A 21,670-nucleotide genomic window follows, 5' to 3' on the forward strand; every position below is an offset into this window, starting at 1 on the left:
ATGAAACCACACAAAAACATCGAATACCAGGTACAGGAACATACTTTAATGGTAGTGCAGGAAGCCGCCGTGCCTTATGGGGCAGGCCGGGGGTATTTTGAGTTTATACAGCTTTCCAGGGATGGCATCATTAAAAAGGCGCTTATGAACCTGAGTCAGCAGCTTTCATTTTCATTGTCAGAGGTGGCGCGCGTGCTGCACATTTCTGAAAGAACATTGCAACGCTATGCAGATGATGAAAAACTCTCTGCAGATACTTCCGAAAGGGCCATACTACTCTCTCAACTGTACCAGCACGGTACCTTTGTATTTGGCGACCTGGAAAATTTTAAGGAATGGATGCGTACTCCATTACCTGCGTTCAATTACCAACCTCCTATTTCCCTTTTAGATACTACCTTTGGTTTCCAGCTCATCGAAGATGAACTTGGCAAAATAGCACACGGCATTTTTGCATAACCACACCCTATTGAATGGAAGTCTATCGTATCAGCAAATGCATGTACATTACTGATCTGAATGGTGTTGGCGCCCGCCTGTATGGCGGACGCTGGAACAGCAAAGGTCATCCGGTACTGTACACTGCAGGCAGCCGCGCCCTCTCCGCACTGGAAGTACTGGTGCATGTACCATTAAAGAATATTGTTCAGGATTTTTGTATTGCTACTATTCTTATACCGGATAAGATGCCGGTTAAAACCATTACCCGTAAAGAGCTGCCTTCCGGCTGGCAATCCCTTGCCCCTTTTCCGGAGCTGCAAAAGGTGGGTGATGCGTGGTTAGAAGAAGGTAAATACCCGGTATTAAAGATCCCATCTGTAGTGATACCGGAGGAGTTCAACTACCTGGTAAACCCACTGCACCCGGAAGCAGAAGGCGTGTATGTAACCAGCCAGCAGCCGTTTGTATTTGACCAGCGGCTGAAAAAATGATGTGCAGATGATAAATGTGCAGATGTGCAAATAAATGATCTTCGTAGTGATGATCTACGTGTATTCATCTGCACATCTGCACATTTGCATATCTGCACATTTTCTTATTCCAGGTTGAACAATCCTTTATTCAGCAGCTGCAATGTTTTTTCCTTGTACTGGCCACCTACCAGTATGGAAATATTATGCCGGCTGCCGCCATAGGAGATCATACGCAGCGGGATCTCATTCAGCGCCTCAAACAACTTTTTCAGGATAGAAGGCGTAGCCGCTACTTCATTCCCTACAATAGATACAATGGTTTGATGGTGATCCAGCTCCACGGTGCCAAAGGGCTGCAGCTCTTTCAGGATCTGATCTATATGCTGTGTGTTATCGATCGTAATAGACACCGCTACTTCTGAAGTAGTGATCATATCTATAGGTGTACGGTACTTCTCAAAGATCTCAAACAGCTTTCTCAAAAAACCATAAGCCAGCAGCATACGGCTGGATTTGATCTTAATAGCAATAATACCGTCTTTGGCAGCAATCGCCTTTACCCCATCGCCATTAGGCATTTCAGTGATAATAGTGCCCTTGGCTTCCGGCTGCATAGTGTTCAGCAGCTTTACCGGGATGTTAAAATGCTGCGCGGGCCATATGGAGGCCGGGTGCAAGATCTTAGCGCCAAAGTAGGCCAGCTCCGCAGCTTCATCAAAAGACAGCTGCTCAATGGGGAAGGTTTTCTTTACTACGCGCGGATCATTGTTGTGCATACCGTCAATATCCGTCCAGATCTGTACTTCACTGGCCTGAATGGCGGCCCCGATCAGGGAGGCGGAATAATCGCTGCCACCACGTTTCAGGTTATCTACCTCGCCTTTTGCATTGCGGCAAATGTAGCCTTGTGTAATAAAGATGCGCTGGTCCTTTTGCTTATCGATCAGGTTACCCAGGCGGATCTTGATCTTGGGGATCTCCGGCTCCTCAAATTCATCAATGCTCATGAAATCCAGGGCGGGCACCAGTACAGCCTGTACGCCTGCTTCTTCCAGGTATACATTGAACAGCTTTGTGCTCAATAGCTCACCCTGGGCCAGGATATCCTTGTTCAGCGCTTCGTTGAAAGATATTTTGAGAATAATGGTCAGAAATTCAAAATGCTCATCCACAATCTCTTTGGCTTTGGCACGGGGACCTTCCTGCTTCAGCAGCTCATTACAAAAGGTACGGTAATGCTTTTCCAGCTTATCGATCTGCTGTTTAGCCTGTGCCTTATTCCCTTCTGCCAGTGACTGTCCTATTTCTACCAACGCATTGGTAGTACCGGACAACGCAGATAACACCACAATCTTTGGATCGTTGTCTGCCGTTATCAATTTAGCCACGGCATGCATACGTTCCGGCTTTCCCACAGAGGTGCCGCCAAATTTTAAAACTTTCATGTTGTGAGAGTTGTCTTTTAGATGTATTTGTGTTTGTTGTTGCTAAGCAAATTTTATTTTAAACCGGGCCGCCACTTCCTCCAGATCCTTTACCACGGGTTCTAACACCGGAATGCCCTGCACCCTTCTCTCCTTTTCCATTTCCCGCTCCGGATCGCCGGGTATCAGCACCTGCTGCCCTGCTACAGGCACGGCATCCCGGAAACGGCCGATCCATTTATCCATATTGGCCTTAAACTCATCTGCCGGGCGGAAGGCATCTACCCGCATGGCGCCAAAGAAATGGCCCAGGCCCTGCCCCACCGGATCCGGCGCCAATGGTAAAAAGCTTACGAACGGCGGCGCCCAGGGACCGTAATTGGCTCCTGAAAGAACGGCCGAAAATATGTCAACTATTGCGCCCAGGCAATAACCTTTATGGCTGCCATGCTCACGGTCGCCACCCAGGGGCAGCAATGCGCCGCCGCTGCGCAGCTCATGCGGGTTGGTGCTGGTAGCGCCGTCCTTATCCTGGATCCAGCCTTCCGGCGCCTCCAGGTTCTTACGCTGTAATATTTCCAGTTTGCCGTTGGCAGCAGTAGTGGTAGCAAAATCTGCTACAAAGGCCGGCTGCTCATTGGCCGGAATGGCTACTGCTATGGGATTGGTGCCCAGCATACGCTCTTTGGCAAAAGTGGGCGCTACCAGCGGGCTGGCATTGGTCATGGCCATACCGATCATATCCCTTTCCAGGGCCATCATGGCATGGTAACCGGCTATACCAAAGTGATTGGAATTTTTTACACTTACCCAGCCACTGCCTACCGCGGCGGCTTTCTGTAAGGCTACTTCCATAGCAAAGGGCGCTACTACCAGGCCCAGGCCGCTATCCCCATCTACCACGGCAGTGCTGGGCGTTTCGTGCACAATATGCACATCCGGCCGGGCATTAATGCGGCCGGCCTCCCACAAACGTACGTAACCGCTCAGGCGGGCCACCCCGTGGGAGTCTACCCCCCGCAGGTCGGCAGACAGGAGTACCTCACTTGCGGTTTCTGCATGCTGTAAAGAGCAACCCATGCGGGTAAATACCTCGTGGGTGAATTCCCTTAAATGCTGATAGGAAAAAATATGGTTCATGCTTTTGTATCAGTGCTAATGATCAGGCCTGCGCGGTGGGACCGCCAAAATTCATGGGCATGGATACAGGGTCCTGATCCTGTATGGCGCCGTGTACAGATTCATATTTCTTTACATTATCCTGCAACGCTTTCATAAAACGTTTGGCATGCTGGGGTGTTAAAATGATCCGTGACTTCACCTTAGCCTTTGGTAAACCAGGCATTACATTAATAAAATCCACCACAAATTCAGCATTGGAATGTGTTATTACGGCCAGGTTGGCGTACACACCCTCTGCTATTTCCTCGCTCAGTTCTATATTCAACTGCGTCTGCTCTTCTTGCTGATTATCCATATTTGGTAGGTTTGAGGGTACAAAAGTAAAAAAAGAGGCTTCAAATGAAGCCTCTTTTTTTACAGGGGGTAATGCCCCATATATTTTGTAAAGATCATGGGCATGGGCCGGGCTCCCGTGATGTATGCGCGCTGGAAACTTCCCCATTGCTCCACATATAGTAATAGGAGATCAGGCACCGGTCATGGAAATCGTCATATTCCGTGCTGATAATATAGCGGCCGGAGGTTTGACAAACGCCATTGATCAGCCGCTGGCTATCATCGCCACAGGAAGGTGACGGGATCCCATACAAGTAGCGTAATGCCACAATATCACGGAAAGTAAAAGGACGGTTATCAAAGGGCCCTACACATGCCAGCATCCAGGAATCGGGGTCGGGGCTGGAGGGTGTAGCAAATATTAAAACAGCGCCATCGCTGCCGGCGCCTTCATCGTTAGGATGTGAAGCATCTACCAGGCAACCGCTGTAAGAGCGGTTCATATAATCCGTATGACGGAAGCCAATGCAGTGGCCCAATTCATGGGCAATGATGGTGGCCAGATTATTAAGGTCCGGGAAAGGGCCTATAGCCGACGGATCCAGCCGAAGGATGCTATAGGGATTACCACCACTGGGAAAACCGGAGCGTCCCAGGGCCCCGCCCAGGGATTCACTTATAACAGCTATATCCGCGCTACCGCTTACACGCTGAAAAACAAGCCGCAGGTTTAATGCATTGTAACGCGCTATGGCATTATCCAACGCTGTGGTATAATCGGACGGCAAACCGGTGATAGACAATGTAATGGTCCGCGGGGAGGATGCAACGGCGCTCACTATGTTATTGGTCCTGTACTGCTCTGTTTCACCCATCCTTATCCAGGGCGATTTGCTGTTTACGCCTAATTGTTCGGGTGTTATTAAAATGTCGCCTTCCACCACATAACCTTCCGCTACTTTTTTTACACCGGAAATATTAAAGCCCATGTCATAGATCTTTTGCAAAACTTCACTGGAAACTTTTTCATCGGTGGAGGTGTCAATACTTTTTTTACAGGCAATGCTAAACATCAATAATACTGCGATCAGGCTGCTGATCAAGGGTTTTGAGGAATGTAACATACTTTTTCTGGTTTAAGTGTGAGGGCAATAGGGTACTTGTTGGGTATGGGTTACAAGTATTATCAATATAGAAAGATTCCCTGAGATTAGCAATGAACGGCCATAAAAAAAGCCAGGCAGTTCTTCAACTGCCTGGCTTTTTGTTATTCTTTAAAATGCTTTTGTTTAGAACTTATCCCAGAACAATTTGGTAGTTACCACATCACCGCCAATGGCCTTGGCAGCAGCGTCATAATTCACCTGGTTCAGGTTCTGCTCACTTACCGGGTAAGGGTAGCGCAGGGGAATTTCAGACTGTGCTTCTTCCGGCTTAACCAGTTTGGGGAAGTCAAGCCTTCTCCATTCTGTCCAGGCTTCAAAACCGCGGTTGTATAATGCCAGCCATTTCTGTACGCCTATTTTGCCTTTGTAACCGCCGGTAGCAGTAGCATAAGCAACCTGAGGCTGCGCCAGGTAAGCAGCTGCCTGTGCATCGGTACCACCCCATGAAATAATGGAGGCAGTAACTGCATTGGTGTAGTGCGTAGCGGCAGTACCGGCAACACCGGTCATGCCTCTTTCAATTGCTTCTGCACGCAGGAACTCCACTTCAGTATAATCAATCCAAATGGAGGGGAAGTCTTTTTTACGCAGCAGATCGCCTACCGGTGAAAATGCGCTGTAATCGTTGCTGGTACCATAGATACCGCCTTTGAAACCACCGCCTGCTGCTTCACCAAAGAAGAAAGGTCTTCTCGGATCGCTCAGCGCGTTCATGGTATCTACCAGGGTATTGGCGCCTACGAAGTCCAAACGGCCGCTCTGTACCAGGTCAACCCACAGCGGGTTAGTGTTCGGCGGTACAGTGGAGTAAGGGAAAGAGGCGTTATCTGCTGCTGATGTAAATGCAGTGGGAGAAGCCTGCTCAATGCCGGCTTTGGCTTTTGCAGGTTCGTCGTCTGCAAGCACCATCCACATACGCATTTTCAGTGAGCTGGCCATTTTTTTCCAACTGGCTACATCTCCTTTGTACAGGATGTCGCTGGCGCCAAAACTTGCAGCTGCCGGATCCAGGTTAGCGTTGGCTGCATCCAGCCTTGCCAGCAGATCCAGGTACACGGTTTTTGCATCGTCGTACTTGGGAGAAAGGTTGTCAATATCCATTGCATCTGTGTAAGGGATATTGCCAAAAGTGTTCAGTATTACGTTGTAAGTATAAACAGTTACTATCTCGATCTGTGCCAGCTGGTTCTTTTTCACCGCAGCATCCAGGGTAGCATCTTCATTTATTACCTTTTTAGCTTCGTTCAGGTCAGTCAGCACATCGCGGTACAGCCTGTGCCAGAACTCCTGCGGAATATTACGGGTGCTCAGGTCATACTGGCTTTCATCCGGGTAAGTGGTTTCTGTCCAGTATTGCGCCAGCAGGCGGAAAATGTTTACGTTCACGTTAGTGCTGGTGAGCGCATTCGTGATATTAAGCTCCGCGTTGGCAAACAGGGTGGGCGCCACTACGGCAGCCGGTTTCTTAGAGTTCTGGTTCAGATCTGTAAGATTCTTTGTGCAGGATGCAGCGAGCACCATTGCAAATGCCAGCGTTATGTATGATAATGTTAGCTTCTTCATGTTTAAATAGTTTTTTAGAACCGCACTTTAGCATTAAAACCAAATGTTCTGGCAGTTGGGTAGGCACCTGACTGGTAGCCCTGAACGTTACCGGAACTCATACCTTCCTCAGGATCAGCATAAGGCAGGTTTTTATGAATGATCCACAGGTTCCTTCCGATCAGAGAGAAGTCAACACCTTTGATGGGATGGATCCTGGATACCACACCTCTTGGCAGGGAGTAAGTGAGCGATACTTCCCTCAGCTTAATATAGCTGGCATCATATACGAAAGCAGCAGCCGGGTTATAGCGATAGCCATAGATACCGTAGTTAGTTGCGCTGGCGCGGGTTGTATTGGGTTTACCATCTGCGGTTACACCTTTCACTATTATACCACCGCCATTAGCAATGGGAGAACGTACCGGGTTGCCTAAGTCGTTGGTACCGGCAGTTTCAGGATAAATACCTGTAGCCAGGCCGTAGTACATATCCAGTGAGAATACATCACCGCCCTGACGCATATCTACCAGGAAGCTCAAAGACAGATCTTTGTACTTCAGGGTGTTGGTGATACCACCGATCCAGTCAGGGTTCACGTTACCGATCACTTCATTGGAAGTACCGGAGATCTCGTAGTGACCAGCTGCATCTACCAGCTTCTCACCTTTTTCATTATACACAAAGTTGGAGCCGCGGATGGTACCATAAGGCTGACCCAGGGAAGCATTGATAGAAATACCACCCTGCATGCTGGCGGGGTTCAATTGCAGGTTCTGTACGCCTTCCGGTAAGGAATTTACCTTGTTGCGGTTCCTTGACCAGTTAGCATTAATAGTCCAGGAGAAAGATGGTGTTTTAACCGGCGTGCCGTACACGGATACTTCTATACCCTTGTTCTGGATCTCACCGGCGTTCACTACTTTAAAGTCATAACCGGTAGCTCTTGAAACCGGCATTTTTACGATCTGGTTGGTGGATCTTGTATTGTAATACGTTACATCAAACCCTACGCGGCTTTCCAGGAAAGAGGCTTCCAGACCGGCTTCCCAGCTTTTGGTACGTTCCGGCTTCAGGTTAGGATTGTATTTGGTATTATTTACCGATGCCAGCGGCACACCATCTATACCGGTTGGTACGTCATAATAATTCCTTGTATATAAACCGGGAGCTGAAGCGCCCACTTCGGCATAGTTGGCCCTTGCTTTGGCATAAGACAACCAGGGTGTGTTATGGATCAGCTTAGAGAACAGGAATCCTAATGAAACAGAAGGATAATAGTAGGTGTTGTTCTCTTTCGGTAAAGTGGAGGATTTATCCCTTCTGGCAGTTACATCCAGGAACAGCATTTCCTTGTAGGCCAGGTTAGCGGCGGCAAAAATACCATCTACTTCTTCAGTTGAATCTGATTCAATAGGCGCTTCCAGCGGGTTAGCTGTGTTCAGCAATGCATACAGGCGGGGAATTAACAGACCACCGTTTGTTTTAGCATCGATAGATGTTACGTGCGTTCTTCTTACGTTACCACCCAGGATACCACCCAGGTTAAAATCGTTGCTCAGTTTCTTGTGGAAGTTGAGCATCAGATCATAGTTAAACTCACTGAAAGAACGGTTATACCTGGAATATTCTGAAGGATCGATACTACCGATGGCGATCCTTTCTTCCTGCTGAGCGTTATAGGTATCCATTGATACACGGCCCATAACATCTACCCAATCTGTTATTTTGTAGTTCAGCATTACGTTACCGAAATAACGGGTACGGCTATCGTTCTCGTAATTCTCGTAACGGGTCCAGTAGGGGTTATCCCAGTAAATAGGGTTGGTAGCGCCTACAGTGGCCTGGTTCCAGGTTGCGTTTGTTTTATTGCGGAAATAAGCATCGCGCTGCTCAAGTACATCCACGTTAGTTTCCCACCACTGACGCATGTTGGTCATCAGGTTCTTGGAATCATAACCGGTACCATAACGGCCCAGACCTGACAATATAGTGGTATTGATAGATCCGCTGGCTGTTAATTTGGGGGTGATGTTATAAGAAGCGCCGAAGTTGATCTGGTCTTTCTTAATGCTGCTGTTCGGCAACAGACCTTTATCAATGTTCTTGGTATAACCCAGCTTAAAGTAGCCCTGGTCGCCACCGCCATCTATCATAATGCTGTTCACAGTAGAAACAGCGGTCTGGAAGAATTTGGTAGGATCATTGGCTGCAGCAACCCAGGGGCGTGCCTTTCCGTAAAAGGGGTTACCCGGGTCAAAAGAATACCAGCCATATACATTTAAGCTCGGATCAAAAGGCGCACCATGAGAAGCATCTTCTGTGGTGGGAACGATCAGGTCCTTTACACCATCGCCATTCACATCCTGATAGTTAAAGTAGCCATCGGGTGATGCATAGTAAGCACCATAACCGGCGCCATACTTGTTCTGATATTTTGCAAAAGTGCTGGGATCAACCTTACCGATGGTTACACCGGAGTTGATAGTTACACCCAAACCTCTTCTGCCTTTTTTGGTGGTGATCATGATCACACCATTGGAAGCACGTGAGCCGTACAGTGCAGATGCAGCGGCACCTTTCAGCACGTTCACGGATTCAATATCGTCCGGGTTGATATCTGCAGCGGCATTACCGTAATCATAACCGGCGCGGCCACTCTGCTGATCAGCGGTGTTGGTGTTGGAGTTATCAATAGGTACTCCATCTACAATAAACAGCGCCTGGCTATTACCGGATAAGGATTTATTACCACGCAGCACTACGTTGGTGGAACCGCCCAAGCTGTTATTACGGCGTACTTCCAAACCGGATACTTTACCGGACAGGGAGTTGGCGATGTTGGATTCCCTGGCTTTTACCAGGTCTTCACCTACCACGGTTTGTGCGGAGTAAGGCAGCTCGTTCTTTTTTCTCTGAACACCCAAAGCTGTTACCACCACTTCCTGCAGACTTTCATTGCTGGTTTGCAGCACGGCATTGGCCTGGCTGCCTGCACCCACTTTTAAGTCCTGGGAGGTGTACCCTACGCTTCTGATCACTAAAACTACGTCACTGCCAGAGGCATTGAGCTTAAAGTTTCCGTCCTGATCTGTGGTAGTTCCTGTGTTAGTCCCCTTGATTTGTACTGTTGCAAACGGTATAGGAGCGCCATCGCTTCCTGTTACCTTACCTGTAACCTGGCGTTGTTGAGCGAATGCCAGCGTTACAATCACCATAAGCATGGTGAAAAAGAGTAACGTCTTTTTCATTAATTAACGATTTAGATTTTGGTTGACACGGCCCACAATTTAGATAAAAAAACCACTACTAGACAAGTAAAAATTAACAAATGATTAAGGATATTTTAATTTTTAATTCATATAAGTAGTCATTATCAAATAAATAAGCCCTAAATCTAGTGTTGTGTATTTTTTACACTTTTGTACTTTCGGGTGTTAAAACAACTGTTGCGCCTGCAACTGAATGGTGCTTTTGTGTTTGCCGGCCACTTCATCCCATCCATTGCCGATCGTAGCGGCATTCCGGTACGTTACCTGGTTCCAGCGTAACCAAACGGCTATACGTTTTGTAATACCCCACCTTATGTTAATATTATACTGCCAGCCATCCCCATTCAGCTGCATTACACTATTACTATACAGCATATTACTTTCTATGGCATACAAAGTGCTGCCGCTACCACTGGCGCTGAACCAGGTAAGGCGGCCGGAAAGCCGCAGCGGCAGCGAGGTAGAGCGGTACTGTAATTCCTGGAAACATAACCAGCCCTGCTGTTTATCCTGGTTCTTTGTATAGTGGTTCAGCTCAACCCGGCTGCGCAGCTTCCAGGGCCCGCCTAAAGGCATGCTTACCTGGCAGCGCCAGCTACGCCGGGTTAGCGGTACTACCGGGGCTATATAATTATTACTGCCAGCGCTGTTCTCCCAGCCGGTCTTATGGCTGTAGCGGATAAACGCTTCCGTTTGCTTATCCGGCGTATAGGTAAGGCTCATTAACAGCTCCCGGCCATTGGCGCCCGGCCTGTTCACCCGGTATTTGAGCCAGGGGAAACGATACAGGTCTGCATAGGCTTCCATTTTCAGCTGCCGGGTTAAACGCAGGGTAATGGCTGTGTACCAGCCGCTTTCATTAGCGGGGCGGTAGTTATTACCAAAAGCATTGCTGTATAATGACTGGTAGGCGCGATGATATGAGCGGTATAGTAAAGCTACATCCGCCTTTGGGTGTATGCCGGCCAGGATACCATTTACCGAAGCCAGGTGGCCGCCTGCATCTACCGCTGTTTCACCGAAAGCATGCACATTTTTCCAGGTGCCGCTGTAATCAATACTGGCATTAAAGAACCGGTTGCCCTCCGGTGCAAACAGGTTATACGGCTGCTCACTTTTTTGCAGCGGTGCAGAGAATTTATGCTGTATAACATTAAGGCCTATACGCCAGTTGCCATTATCATACACGATATTTCCACCGGCAGTGCGTTGCTGCAAAGCGCCCCGCTTAGCGGCTTCCAGCGCGGTACGATGATAGCCGGTGGTAACAAAGGAGCTGATGTAGGATGCGGCTTCCAGCGTATCGCTTTCAAAAACATTTCCGTCCAGCTTGCGGAGGGATGCAAAAGCGGTTAGCTGCCAGGCACGCTGCTGCAGCGTAATACCGGCGCCGCGGAAGAAATAGAACTCACCGGTGGAGGCATATGGATTCAGCACCTCCCCTTCCCGCTTTACCTGCAATACCACGGGGCTTTTACCAAATGCCAGTGATTGCCAGTTGATGAGCCCCTGCCCCATGTTCACTGTAAAATCGCCCAGGGCCAGGGCTTTGATGTGTTTATAATTACGGATGAACAGGTGGGCGCTGTAGAAATCAAAGCCCTGTTTTTGCGCGCCTTTGAAGAACTGCTCACCTGCATCTTTTTCCATCACCAGGCCCCAGCTGGCATAACGCGGAAAGTTATAGCGGTAACGCAGCAGCAGCTGATCCGGCGAGCCGGCGTAATGTGCAGCCGTACTATCTGTATGCGCATACCCACGTGGTAATTCCAGCTGCCGGCCGTAACGGAGTAACAGCGCATGCTCCCCTTTATGCAGATAATCGCGCAGCGTGTAAGATGGCTGCAAACCAGCATCTACAGTAATATAGGGCAGTATACGGTTTATAAGCCCTTCATCAAAACCGGGTACAGCCTGCAGCTCATAAATGCTTATTAATTTTCCCAATAAACGGCGGTAGGCCAGCAGGCTATTGATCTGCAAAGGGGTTAACAAACCCAGGGACCGCAAGGCTGCAGCATCTGCCAGGTTCAGGTCCACCTTATGCCGGGTGTAAGCATTGAGCTGTTGCCAGCGGGTATCATCTTCCGGTATAATGGTGCTATTCTCCAGCTGCTCTTCCCCTGCGGCAGATAAGGTTTCTGCTGACTGGGCATACCCCTGCCCGCAGGCGCCCAGTAACAGGCAGCCTGCCAGAATAATGCGGTAGCTTTTCATAGCAGTGTTTCTTTTTTCTTTTGTTGCCAGATAAGAGCTGCTGCGGGCGTAATACCCAATTGCGGATGATAACTACCGGAAAGGAATATACGCAGCGATTGCCAGCTGAAGCTGATGCCCCCGCCGCTCAGCTGCGGATCTGTTGCAATGCCCAGCTGCAGCGATAGTTGGGGAATGATGCGGTACTCGCCCATTACACGGGTGGTCATGGGACGGTCTGTTTCCCGGATCACCTCTGCGCTGAATAATAAGCTGCCGGATACCTCGTAACCCAGGCCGGCGCTGTATACCACCGGAATATCCTGCGCACCGGCCTTGTACAGCTGCCGTGCGGCAGGGTTAAAAGCATGGATACCCGCATGCAGCTGCGGGGTAATGTGCAGCAAGCAGCCTGCTTCAAAGGTAACAGTGCCGGCGCGGCCATACTGCTGGATGGATGCGGCCAGATAATCGGCCTGTATGCCGATGCTTACCTTACTGCCTAAGGTACGGCCATAGGCAAGGCCCAGCTTTTGCTGTTTAAAGGCATCAAAGCCAAAATGCTGAACAGATAAACCGAATGTGCCGGATGATGTGGGAATGGCCACTGCCATAGCATACAGGCTGGTAGCATCTAACATAAAACGGCGCTCGGCATACACGCCTGCGGAAACGGTGGAAATGTGCGCCAGGGCGGCCTGGTTATGCAGGGCGGTAAATACATGCTGGAACTGTGCGCTGTACGTACCGCCCGCCTGCTGCGGACCTACGGGTAACCAAACGGATTGGGCTTTCAATAAGGATATACCCCAGGTGCAAACAACGGTTACAATGAGCTTTCTCATTTATAAATGGTTGGTTGATGACAATAATTCTGAGGGAGAGATGCACTAAGAGAGAGGGGCGAAAATAAATTAAAAAGTAAAAAGTAAAAAATTGTGTTTGCTGACTACAGGTGTTGTTGTTATCAGAATAATCCGTACAGCTGGGAATCTATGCGGGAAATGATCTCGCCCAGGTCTTCTTCGCTATCGGGGAATTTGTTCTTATCAATATCTACTATCAGCAGGGGGCCTTCTTTATACTTTTCTATCCAGTTGTTATAATATTCGTTTAATCGTTTCAGATAATCCAGGCGGATGTTCTCTTCATACTCGCGGCCGCGCTTCTGGATCTGCGCTACCAGCGTGGGTACGGAGGCGTGTAAATAAATGAGCAGGTCCGGCGGTTTAACCATCGATTTCAATGTTTCAAAAAAGTTGAAATAGTTATCAAAATCGCGTTTGGTCATCAGCCCCATTTCATAAAGGTTAGGCGCAAAAATGTGCGCATCCTCATAAATGGTGCGGTCCTGTATAACGGTGTCTTTACCGTTCTGTATTTCCAGCAGCTGTTTTAAACGGCCGTGCAGAAAATATACCTGCAGGTTAAAGGACCAGCGTGGCATGTCTTCATAAAAATCGTTCAGGTAAGGGTTATGTTCCACATCTTCAAACTGGGGCACCCATTTGTAATGTTTGGCTAAAGCTTCAGTAAGGGTGGTTTTGCCGGCGCCGATGTTACCGGCTACTGCAATGTGTTTGATCTTGTTAAGTTTTGCCATGCTTTTATTGTGGTAAGTGTAGAAAGATCATCAGCGGTTAATAGTAATTGATCCCAATTAATTTCCTTGCTGCCTGCAAAGTTTGTGCCGCGCTTGCTCTTGCTTTTTCAGCGCCGGTCCTTAAGATGTTTTGCAGATAGGCAGGGTCTTGCTGCAGGGCCTGCGCCTTTTCACGGATGGGGGCCATAAAGTTCACCATATCTTCTGCCAGCTGTTTTTTCATATCCCCGTAACGGATAGTCTGATCCTGGTAAGCATTCTCAAAACTTTTCACCACTTCCGGCGCTGTTACCAGCTGCATAAGCGTAAACAGGTTCGCTATGCTATCCGGCATGGGGGCGCCCGGTTCTGCAGGGCCGCTGTCTGTTTTGGCTTTCATAATCTTTTTACGGATCAGCTCATCCGTATCATTCAGGTACAGGGTAGCCATTTCATTTTCACTCTTGCTCATTTTACCGGTGCCATCCAGGCTTTGAATGCGCACCAGATTATCGCCAAAGTTAAAGGCTACGGGCTCAGGAAACAACTCCCCGTAACGGGCATTAAAACGTTGTGCAAAGTTACGCGCCATTTCCAGGTGCTGCTCCTGGTCTTTACCCACCGGCACTTTTACAGCGCGGTGCACCAGGATATCGGCACTCATGAGCACGGGATAGGTTAACAGGCCGGCGTTTACGTTCTGGGGCTGCAGGCGTACCTTATCTTTAAAAGTAGGTACTTTTTCCAGCTCGCCCTTATAGGCTAACATGTTCAGCAACAGGTACAGCTCTGCAATTTCAGGTATATCACTTTGCGCATATAATGCCACTTTTTCAGGATCCAGGCCGGAGGCTATATTCTCTGCCAGCACCCGGTAAACGTTGCCTCTCAGGTCTTTGGGATCGGGATGGGTGGTGAGTGAATGCCAGTCTGCCACAAAAAAGTAACAGTTATAATCTTCCTGCATCCGGATATAATTGCGGATGGCGCCAAAGTAATTGCCTAAATGTAAAAAGCCGGTTGATCGTATGCCACTTACTACGATTTCTTTTCCTGTTGCCATAATGGGGTGCAAGATAATAAATCCCCATTTATCCCTAATTTTGAGATACTGTCATATTTAACAATAATATTTCAATTTCTTTTTATTTAATTTGATCATGGAAGTAAATGATGCATTGGTACAGCAGCTGGCTAACCTGGCCAGGCTGGAATTTAGCGAGCAGGAAAGGGCGGGCATCCAGCATGATCTGCAGCGGATGATCACCTTTGTGGAAAAGCTGAATGAGCTGGATACCGCGAATGTTCAACCCCTGCTGTTCCTGACGGAGAATTACAATGTGTTCCGCGAGGATAAAGTAGTGCCTTCCATTACCCGTGAAGAAGGACTGCAGAACGCCCCTTCCGCCAACGACCAGTATTTTAAAGTGCCCAAAGTCATTAAGAAATAACCTATTACTATGCGACCTGATTCTGTCATCCATTTAGAGAACATCCGCAAAAGTTATTTTATTGGCCGCAATGAGCTGCCGGTGCTGAAAGGCGTATCCCTGGATATCCGGAAAAATGAGTATGTAGCGCTGATGGGCCCTTCCGGTTCCGGTAAAAGCACCCTCATGAACATGCTGGGCTGCCTGGACTCCCCTACCAGCGGCAAATACATACTGAGCGGACATGATGTTAGCACCATGGAGGACAATGAGCTGGCCCGCATACGTAATAAGGAAATAGGCTTTGTGTTCCAGCAGTTTAACCTGATGCCCCGCCTTTCCGCACTGGAGAATGTGGCGGTGCCGCTGATCTATGCCGGCATCAATAAAAAGACCCGGGAAGAGATGGCGATGGAGGTAATTAAAAAAGTGGGGCTGGGCGAGCGCTATAAACATAAACCCAATGAGCTTTCCGGCGGCCAGTGCCAGCGTGTGGCCATTGCCCGCGCCCTGGTGAATAATCCGGCCCTGATACTGGCGGATGAACCCACCGGTAACCTGGATACCAAAACCTCTGTAGAGATCATGGAGATCTTTGGGGCCATACACGCTTCCGGCAACACCGTAGTGCTGGTAACACACGAAGAAGATATTGCGGACCATGCACGCCGCGTAGTTCGCTTACGCGATGGATTAATTGAAACCGATAAGCTGAACGAGAAATACCTCACACCCGCTGTTTCCTGATCACCTGTGCTGCTTTAGCGGCCATTTCCCCGTATTTTAATATGGCTACCAAGATATACACCAAAACCGGCGATAAGGGCAAAACGGCCCTCATAGGCGGCACTAAAGTGCCCAAGAGCCACCTGCGTATTGAAACCTATGGTACGGTGGATGAGCTGAACTCTTACATTGGCCTGGTGAATGACCATATTACCGATGCGGCTACCAATACTTTACTGAAAGAGATCCAGGACCGCCTGTTCACTATTGGCGCTTCCCTGGCTACGGATCCTGAAAAGGAAACGGGTATGAGCATACCTGACCTGAAAGCGGAAGATGTGCAGCTGCTGGAAAAAAGTATGGATGCAATGAATGAGGAGCTGCCGGTGATGAAATCATTTATACTGCCGGGCGGGCACGTAGCCGTATCAACCTGCCATGTGGCCCGCTGCGTATGCCGCCGTGCAGAGCGCCTGTGCGTGGGTATGCAGGAGGAAGGATTGTTTATTGAACCCCTGGTATTGCAGTATACCAACCGCCTGAGTGATTATTTGTTTGTATTGGCCCGATGGATCGGGCATAGGTTGGGTGTAGCGGAAGTGACGTGGAAACCCAGAGTATGATGTGCAGATGTGCAAATATGCAGATGTGCAGATGAAAAATGCGGCTAATTTTGGGATGAGCTGATGATCTTACCTAATATTCTTTTGAGAGAAATTATCTCTTCTGTTAAAGCATTTGGATCGGGATAATTACAGGCGTCTTTACATAGTTCAAGCCAATAATGGGTTTCTTCTGCCTCTTTATAGGCTACTTTCATCTTATGCCGGAAATCAGCTTTTGTTTCAGCCCCTTGCGCCTCTCTTACATTAGCACCAATAGAAGTACCACTCTTAAAAAGCTGATTTGCCATATTATACCTTTTCTTAGCTTCCAAAACTTCTGTATATGCTATAATTGCCAAGGAGAACTGATAGGTTTTGTTTACAATAAGATTTTCTTTATCAGGATGCATAACAATGGTATTATTTATTGACATTCAATAAATTACTCAAATCATCTGCACATTTGCATATTTGCACATCCGCACATTAATCAATTATTTTCCCGTCTTTCATAGTTAGCTGCCGGTCGCTTAAGGGCGCCAGTTCATCGTTGTGGGTAACGATGATGAAAGTTTGCTTGAACTGATCCCGCAGCTGCAGGAAGAGCTGGTGCAGCTCCCGCGCGTTCTTGGAATCCAGGTTGCCGGTAGGTTCATCGGCCATTACAATGGCGGGGGTGTTAATGAGGGCCCGGGCTACGGCTACACGCTGCTGCTCACCACCGGATAGCTCGTTGGGTTTATGATCCATACGGTCTTTGAGGTTCAGGGTTTCCAGCAGGAACTGCGCCCGCTCTTTTACCTGGTTCTTTTTAGCGCCGGCAATATAACCGGGTACGCACACATTTTCCAGGGCGGTAAATTCCGGCAGCAGGTGGTGGAACTGGAAAATAAAGCCGATGTTGCGGTTACGGAAATCGGCAAGCGCATTGCCCTTCAGGGTAGTGAGGTTTACATCCTGCAGCCATACCTCACCGGAGGTAGGGGTATCCAAAGTGCCCAGCAGGTGCAGCAAAGTGCTTTTGCCGGCGCCGGATGAACCAACGATAGTTACAATTTCCCCTTGTTTAACGGTAACGTCTACCCCCTTTACAACCTGTAAGTTGGAATAATTTTTGGTAAGATTGCGAGCAACTAACATACTCAAAGAAAAGTAATTCACCGTTAAAATAGTAATAGTTGTTTATTTCAAATTAAATAATACTTTTGCGAAAATTTAAGGCAGTAAAAATTTTACTAACATGTACTGGACATTAGAATTAGCTTCATACCTGGAGGACGCTCCATGGCCAGCTACGAAAGACGAATTGATTGATTACGCCATCCGCTCCGGTGCACCCATTGAAGTGATAGAGAACTTACAGGAGCTGGAGGATGAAGGGGAAATTTACGAAGGGATAGAGGATATATGGTCTGATTATCCGTCACAAGACGACTTTTTCTTTAACGAGGACGAATATTAGCTGAAGCACCCACCGAAAGCCAAAGCATAAAGCCCACGCCTTGTAAAGCTGGTAAATGTAAGCATACAGCCCTACGCTTATGCCATCCTTTGCGACAGCCTATACTTTTGATTTTCCCCTTGAGTAAAACTATTAGGAAAGCCTGCAACGAATAGCTGCGGGCTTTTTTTGTGAGCGGAAAGCATAAAGCAGAAAGCACAAAGCATAAAGCGGAAAGCAAAAAGCGGAATGCTGAATGCTGAATGCTGAACGCGAAACGCTGAATGCCGCGAAGGGGGAGGCTATGATGGTGAAGGCTTAATGCTGTGAAGATGGGGGCTGTGAAAGGGCTACCTGGTCCTGCGAGGGATGAATTAATGCTGCAGATCCGCAGCCATGGAGTGTTAAAGGGTATTTCCCCATTTAATCCATTAAAGCGCAAAGCCTGCAGCTATCCGCTACAGGCTTTGTGCTTTATGCTTTGAGCTTTATGCTTTGTGCTTTATGCTTTGTGCTTTACGCTTTGTGCTTTATGCTTATTTGAGCTTTACGCTTACTTTTCCATTTGCTCTGCTATGGCCAGTGAAACCCCGGTAAAGGAGAAACCACCGTCATGGAACAGGTTCTGCATGGTTACCATGCGGGTAAAGTCAGAGAACAGGGTTACCACGTAGTTAGCACATTGGTCGGCAGTGGCATTGCCCAGGGGGCTCATTTTCTCTGCATAGGCCATAAACCCGTCAAAACCTTTTACACCGCTACCGGCAGTAGTTTTGGTGGGCGACTGCGAAACGGTATTGATACGCACCTTGTTGCGGATACCGTAATGGTAACCAAAGCTGCGGGCTATAGATTCCAGCAGGGCTTTGGCATCGGCCATCTCGCTATAATCAGGAAATACCCTTTGTGCAGCAATGTATGTAAGCGCTACAATTGAACCCCAGTCGCTGATAGCATCCAGCTGGTAAGCTGTTTGCAGCACGCGGTGCAGGGACATAGCGGAAATATCAAAGGTTTTATGATTGAAGTCGTAATCCAGGTCTGTATAAGGCCGGCCTTTACGCACATTCATGCCCATACCTACGGAATGCAGCACAAAATCTACTTTACCACCAAAATGCTCCATGGACTTGGTGAAGAGATTTTTGAGATCGTCCATATTGGTTACATCGGCCGGGATCACCGGCGCGTTGCAGGTTTCAGCCAGTTTCTTGATCTCTCCCATGCGCAGCGCTATAGGAGCATTGGTCAGCACGATCTGGGCTCCTTCTTCCTTGCAACGCAAAGCTGTTTTCCACGCAAGAGACTGCTCATCCAGCGCCCCGAATATGATACCTTTCTTTCCTTGTAATAAGTTATGAGCCATTGGGTTCAAATTAATTTCCGGCAAAAATAGTTGTTATAGTTTAAAAATCATTATTTGTTATTCTCAACTCCCTACCATTTCCCGGGCATTCTCCAATGCTGCGGCAGTGGGCTTTTCACCACTCAGCATTTGTGCAATGGCATTAATACGTTCTTCCGTGGTAAGCAGGCGCACACCGGTAGTTACCTTGCCGCTCCTGGTTTCCTTGTACACAAAGTAATGCGCATCGGCCTTACCGGCTATCTGCGGCTGGTGGGTGATGCAGATCACCTGGTGCGCATGGGCCAGATCTTTGAGTATTACGCCTACCTGGCGGGCTGCTTCGCCGGAAATACCGGTATCTATCTCGTCAAAGATCAATGTTGGTAAAGCTACAGACTGTGCCACCAGTGATTTGATGCACAACATTAAACGGCTTAACTCCCCGCCGGAGGCTACTTTTCGTATAGGCGCAAACTGTTCGCTCTTATTGGCATCGAACAGGAACTCAATATTATCCTGCCCGTTAGCCTGCAAAGCGCCCGGCGTAATGCTCACCTTTAAGCGGGCATTGGGCATGCCTACCTGTGCCAGCAGGGCATTTACCTTTTTCTCAAAAGGCGGTACCTGCTGCATACGCAGGGTGGTAATACCGGCGGCCAGCTTTTCCAGGGATTGCTGTAAGGCCGCCTGCTCCTTTTCCAGCTCCAGCAGCTGCTCATCCAGGTTCAGCGCACTTTCTACACGGGTAGAGAGGGTGGCCCGGATCTGCAGCAGGTCTGCCGTGGTATGTACGCCGTGCTTTTTCAGCAGGCGGTAACCGGTGGCTGTTCGCTCATTCACCTGTTCTATGCGGGCAGCATCGTACTGGATGCCGTCGTTTATGCGTTCTATTTCGTCGGCAACATCCTGCAGCTCCAGGTAGGATGATTGCAGACGGGCCACCAGCGCAGGCAGCTCCTGCTGATAACCGGCCATGGCCTGCAGGGCGGATTGCAGCTGTTTCAGCTGCTGTAATATGGGCTGCTCATCTTCCTTTAGCTGAAAACAGGCTTTGTTCAGGGTGTTCTTGATCTCCTCTGCATGGGTAAGCACCTGCAGCTCTGCATCCAGGTTCTCGATCTCGTTCTCTGTAAAGGCAGCATCTTCCAGCTCATCCAGCAGGAACTTGTTGTAGTCCAGCTCTTTGTTGGCGCTATCGCGCTGATCCTGCAGCTGTTTCAGCTTACGTTGTACCTGGGAATAGCGCTGCCAGGACTGCTGGTACTGCTGCAGGGCTTCCGGCTTATTTACCAGCGCATCTACCACCCGGCGCTGGAAGTCGCTTTTTTCCAGCTCCAGGGTATCAAACTGCTGGTGCAGATCCACCAGGTAGCCGCTTAGCTCTGCCAGCTGGGAAAGATTTACCGGCGTATCATTTACAAATGCACGGGATTTACCGCTGGCGCTTACTTCCCGGCGTATAATAAGCACCTCTTCCAGGTCCAGCTCATGCTCCTGGAAAAACTCTGCCACCAGCGCTTTTTTCACCTTAAAGGCGCCTTCTACCACACATTTACCGGTTTTATCAAACAACACCCCGGGATCGGCCCGCTCTCCCAATATTAGTGATAACGCGCCCATGAGAATAGATTTACCGGCGCCGGTTTCACCTGTGATGATATTCAGGCTGCCGGAGAAATCAACCTCCAGGTGGTCAATGATCGCATAATTCTTAACTGTCAGTTTCTGTAACATAGAGGGCGTTTGCGTTACGGGTACGAATTAAAATGAAATGCCTGAATTTTAAGTAAGAAGTTTTGCACAATCCCAATAGCTCACATGCATGCTGCACCTTTGCAAGCGCAGCCTGGAACAAAGTAAGCAGGTGGGTACGAATTGTATTTGCGTAATATATGTTCCTTTAGCCCCCTACCCGCTGGATGCCGGCTTTGGCGCGCTGGTCCAGGGAATTCTTAAAATCATGGTCGGGCATGTTCAGGCAGTTCTGGTAACATTGCAGGGCTTTGGCTTTATCATTACGCCTTTCGTAGATATACCCCATTTGCAGGGCGGCCCTGGCGGCAAAATACTCCGGGCGGCCAGCACCTACTTTTACCGTGGCCTCATACATGGATATGGCTTTATCATCCTGCCCCATTTCATCATAGATACGGCCCAGGCGGTAGGCATATTCCAGCTTCTCTTCAATAAGTGTAAAGTCGGCCGCCTTTTTAGTTTGCATCAGCTTCAGCGCATCATTAAAAAAGCCGCCATCGCTCAGCAGGCGCACCTTCAGTAAAAAGGTATTGGGCCATTTGCCGCTTTTGGCTTCTTTCAGAGCCTGTTTATCGCCATCAGCTTCCGTATTGCCCCGGGTTAAAATGAGGCTGCGGTATTTATTGGCGGCTTCCATATTGCCCCGCATGTAATAATACCAGCTTAAGCGCTGCAGGGCTTCTTTTACATTGAACCTGCCTTTGAAATTGTTCAGGAATCTTTCCAGGTACACATGCGCATCCTCATCCTGGCGGGCCAGCTTTAACAGGCCCATTAAATAATCCTGGTACACCATGGTTTCATAACGGGG

21 protein-coding genes are annotated in these 21,670 nt (G+C 48.6%); 6 read left to right on the forward strand and 15 right to left on the reverse strand.

Features of this window, described 5'->3' with window-relative positions:
• Entirely contained in the window at window positions 1-459 is a 459-nt protein-coding gene (gene parS / locus VIM87_RS17940) for a type II toxin-antitoxin system Xre/ParS family antitoxin (RefSeq protein WP_331998330.1), read from the forward strand.
• A 14-nt stretch (window positions 460-473) separates the two neighbouring features.
• Window positions 474-932 (forward strand): RES family NAD+ phosphorylase, encoded by a 459-nt coding sequence (locus VIM87_RS17945; protein ID WP_331998331.1) that lies wholly within the window; start codon window positions 474-476, stop codon window positions 930-932.
• Between the two features lie 104 nt (window positions 933-1,036).
• Here the strand turns inward: VIM87_RS17945 and VIM87_RS17950 are convergent, their stop codons facing one another.
• The 10 genes from VIM87_RS17950 to trpS all read right to left on the reverse strand — a co-directional run bounded on the left by VIM87_RS17950 (window position 1,037) and on the right by trpS (window position 14,617).
• The gene (locus VIM87_RS17950) at window positions 1,037-2,359 is read right to left on the reverse strand and encodes an aspartate kinase (RefSeq protein ID WP_331998332.1); all 1,323 of its coding nucleotides are present in this window, start codon (window positions 2,357-2,359) and stop codon (window positions 1,037-1,039) included.
• Window positions 2,360-2,401: 42 nt separating this feature from the next.
• Window positions 2,402-3,478, reverse strand: a complete 1,077-nt coding sequence (locus VIM87_RS17955) for an Ldh family oxidoreductase (RefSeq protein WP_331998333.1) — start codon at window positions 3,476-3,478, stop codon at window positions 2,402-2,404.
• 22 nt (window positions 3,479-3,500) lie between these two features.
• Window positions 3,501-3,815: a DUF3467 domain-containing protein gene (locus VIM87_RS17960; protein ID WP_089917848.1), complete on the reverse strand. Its 315-nt coding sequence runs from the start codon at window positions 3,813-3,815 to the stop codon at window positions 3,501-3,503.
• 94 nt (window positions 3,816-3,909) lie between these two features.
• On the reverse strand, window positions 3,910-4,920 hold the full coding sequence (locus tag VIM87_RS17965) for a M57 family metalloprotease (protein WP_331998334.1): 1,011 nt from the start codon (window positions 4,918-4,920) through the stop codon (window positions 3,910-3,912).
• 165 nt (window positions 4,921-5,085) lie between these two features.
• Complete coding sequence (locus VIM87_RS17970) at window positions 5,086-6,525, reverse strand: SusD/RagB family nutrient-binding outer membrane lipoprotein (RefSeq protein WP_331998335.1); 1,440 nt, start codon at window positions 6,523-6,525, stop codon at window positions 5,086-5,088.
• 14 nt (window positions 6,526-6,539) lie between these two features.
• The gene (locus tag VIM87_RS17975; RefSeq protein ID WP_331998336.1) at window positions 6,540-9,755 is read right to left on the reverse strand and encodes a SusC/RagA family TonB-linked outer membrane protein; all 3,216 of its coding nucleotides are present in this window, start codon (window positions 9,753-9,755) and stop codon (window positions 6,540-6,542) included.
• A 186-nt stretch (window positions 9,756-9,941) separates the two neighbouring features.
• Window positions 9,942-11,993 (reverse strand): helix-hairpin-helix domain-containing protein, encoded by a 2,052-nt coding sequence (locus VIM87_RS17980; RefSeq protein ID WP_331998337.1) that lies wholly within the window; start codon window positions 11,991-11,993, stop codon window positions 9,942-9,944.
• Entirely contained in the window at window positions 11,990-12,817 is an 828-nt protein-coding gene (locus tag VIM87_RS17985) for a hypothetical protein (RefSeq protein ID WP_331998338.1), read from the reverse strand. The genes VIM87_RS17980 and VIM87_RS17985 overlap by 4 nt, the downstream gene beginning before the upstream one ends.
• A gap of 122 nt (window positions 12,818-12,939) precedes the next feature.
• Window positions 12,940-13,575: a deoxynucleoside kinase gene (locus VIM87_RS17990; RefSeq protein WP_331998339.1), complete on the reverse strand. Its 636-nt coding sequence runs from the start codon at window positions 13,573-13,575 to the stop codon at window positions 12,940-12,942.
• Between the two features lie 37 nt (window positions 13,576-13,612).
• Entirely contained in the window at window positions 13,613-14,617 is a 1,005-nt protein-coding gene (gene trpS / locus VIM87_RS17995) for a tryptophan--tRNA ligase (RefSeq protein ID WP_331998340.1), read from the reverse strand.
• 97 nt (window positions 14,618-14,714) lie between these two features.
• Between trpS and gatC the strand changes: the two genes are divergently transcribed.
• From gatC to VIM87_RS18010, 3 genes are read left to right on the forward strand one after another with little or no spacing between them, the layout of a single operon-like run.
• On the forward strand, window positions 14,715-15,005 hold the full coding sequence (gene gatC, locus VIM87_RS18000; RefSeq protein ID WP_217601782.1) for an Asp-tRNA(Asn)/Glu-tRNA(Gln) amidotransferase subunit GatC: 291 nt from the start codon (window positions 14,715-14,717) through the stop codon (window positions 15,003-15,005).
• A 9-nt stretch (window positions 15,006-15,014) separates the two neighbouring features.
• A complete protein-coding gene (locus VIM87_RS18005; RefSeq protein ID WP_331998341.1) occupies window positions 15,015-15,731 on the forward strand; it encodes an ABC transporter ATP-binding protein in 717 nt (238 codons plus the stop codon).
• A gap of 41 nt (window positions 15,732-15,772) precedes the next feature.
• Entirely contained in the window at window positions 15,773-16,333 is a 561-nt protein-coding gene (locus VIM87_RS18010; protein WP_331998342.1) for a cob(I)yrinic acid a,c-diamide adenosyltransferase, read from the forward strand.
• 44 nt (window positions 16,334-16,377) lie between these two features.
• Here VIM87_RS18010 and VIM87_RS18015 read toward each other — a convergent pair whose 3' ends face one another.
• Together VIM87_RS18015 and VIM87_RS18020 are read right to left on the reverse strand one after the other, a co-directional pair.
• Entirely contained in the window at window positions 16,378-16,725 is a 348-nt protein-coding gene (locus VIM87_RS18015; protein ID WP_331998343.1) for a four helix bundle protein, read from the reverse strand.
• A 76-nt stretch (window positions 16,726-16,801) separates the two neighbouring features.
• Window positions 16,802-17,455 carry an ABC transporter ATP-binding protein gene (locus VIM87_RS18020; RefSeq protein WP_331998344.1) on the reverse strand — a complete coding sequence of 218 codons (654 nt, stop codon included), beginning with the start codon at window positions 17,453-17,455 and terminating at the stop codon, window positions 16,802-16,804.
• Window positions 17,456-17,555: 100 nt separating this feature from the next.
• On the opposite strand from VIM87_RS18020, the gene VIM87_RS18025 reads away from it, so the two are divergent.
• Window positions 17,556-17,777, forward strand: a complete 222-nt coding sequence (locus VIM87_RS18025; RefSeq protein ID WP_012794455.1) for a DUF2795 domain-containing protein — start codon at window positions 17,556-17,558, stop codon at window positions 17,775-17,777.
• A gap of 532 nt (window positions 17,778-18,309) precedes the next feature.
• Here the strand turns inward: VIM87_RS18025 and VIM87_RS18030 are convergent.
• The 3 genes from VIM87_RS18030 to VIM87_RS18040 form a co-directional block, all read right to left on the reverse strand.
• Window positions 18,310-19,122 (reverse strand): enoyl-ACP reductase FabI, encoded by an 813-nt coding sequence (locus VIM87_RS18030; protein ID WP_089917679.1) that lies wholly within the window; start codon window positions 19,120-19,122, stop codon window positions 18,310-18,312.
• Between the two features lie 63 nt (window positions 19,123-19,185).
• Complete coding sequence (gene recN, locus VIM87_RS18035) at window positions 19,186-20,838, reverse strand: DNA repair protein RecN (RefSeq protein WP_331998345.1); 1,653 nt, start codon at window positions 20,836-20,838, stop codon at window positions 19,186-19,188.
• Between the two features lie 166 nt (window positions 20,839-21,004).
• A partial coding sequence (locus tag VIM87_RS18040; RefSeq protein ID WP_331998346.1) for a tetratricopeptide repeat protein occupies window positions 21,005-21,670 on the reverse strand: 666 nt, incomplete at its 5' end.

The organism is Chitinophaga sp., from assembly GCF_036569125.1.
Lineage (GTDB): Bacteria > Bacteroidota > Bacteroidia > Chitinophagales > Chitinophagaceae > Chitinophaga.

Coding starts and splice junctions, on each gene's coding strand:
- trpS (WP_331998340.1), bottom strand. CDS start 14,617: ATGGCAACAGGAAAAGAAATCGTAGTAAGTGGCATACGATCAACCGGC.
- VIM87_RS17985 (WP_331998338.1), bottom strand. CDS start 12,817: ATGAGAAAGCTCATTGTAACCGTTGTTTGCACCTGGGGTATATCCTTA.
- VIM87_RS17980 (WP_331998337.1), bottom strand. CDS start 11,993: ATGAAAAGCTACCGCATTATTCTGGCAGGCTGCCTGTTACTGGGCGCC.
- VIM87_RS17945 (WP_331998331.1), top strand. CDS start 474: ATGGAAGTCTATCGTATCAGCAAATGCATGTACATTACTGATCTGAAT.
- VIM87_RS18020 (WP_331998344.1), bottom strand. CDS start 17,455: ATGTTAGTTGCTCGCAATCTTACCAAAAATTATTCCAACTTACAGGTT.
- VIM87_RS17965 (WP_331998334.1), bottom strand. CDS start 4,920: ATGTTACATTCCTCAAAACCCTTGATCAGCAGCCTGATCGCAGTATTA.
- gatC (WP_217601782.1), top strand. CDS start 14,715: ATGGAAGTAAATGATGCATTGGTACAGCAGCTGGCTAACCTGGCCAGG.
- VIM87_RS17950 (WP_331998332.1), bottom strand. CDS start 2,359: ATGAAAGTTTTAAAATTTGGCGGCACCTCTGTGGGAAAGCCGGAACGT.
- VIM87_RS17955 (WP_331998333.1), bottom strand. CDS start 3,478: ATGAACCATATTTTTTCCTATCAGCATTTAAGGGAATTCACCCACGAG.
- VIM87_RS17960 (WP_089917848.1), bottom strand. CDS start 3,815: ATGGATAATCAGCAAGAAGAGCAGACGCAGTTGAATATAGAACTGAGC.
- VIM87_RS18005 (WP_331998341.1), top strand. CDS start 15,015: ATGCGACCTGATTCTGTCATCCATTTAGAGAACATCCGCAAAAGTTAT.
- parS (WP_331998330.1), top strand. CDS start 1: ATGAAACCACACAAAAACATCGAATACCAGGTACAGGAACATACTTTA.
- VIM87_RS18030 (WP_089917679.1), bottom strand. CDS start 19,122: ATGGCTCATAACTTATTACAAGGAAAGAAAGGTATCATATTCGGGGCG.
- recN (WP_331998345.1), bottom strand. CDS start 20,838: ATGTTACAGAAACTGACAGTTAAGAATTATGCGATCATTGACCACCTG.
- VIM87_RS17970 (WP_331998335.1), bottom strand. CDS start 6,525: ATGAAGAAGCTAACATTATCATACATAACGCTGGCATTTGCAATGGTG.
- VIM87_RS18015 (WP_331998343.1), bottom strand. CDS start 16,725: ATGCATCCTGATAAAGAAAATCTTATTGTAAACAAAACCTATCAGTTC.
- VIM87_RS17975 (WP_331998336.1), bottom strand. CDS start 9,755: ATGAAAAAGACGTTACTCTTTTTCACCATGCTTATGGTGATTGTAACG.
- VIM87_RS17990 (WP_331998339.1), bottom strand. CDS start 13,575: ATGGCAAAACTTAACAAGATCAAACACATTGCAGTAGCCGGTAACATC.
- VIM87_RS18010 (WP_331998342.1), top strand. CDS start 15,773: ATGGCTACCAAGATATACACCAAAACCGGCGATAAGGGCAAAACGGCC.
- VIM87_RS18025 (WP_012794455.1), top strand. CDS start 17,556: ATGTACTGGACATTAGAATTAGCTTCATACCTGGAGGACGCTCCATGG.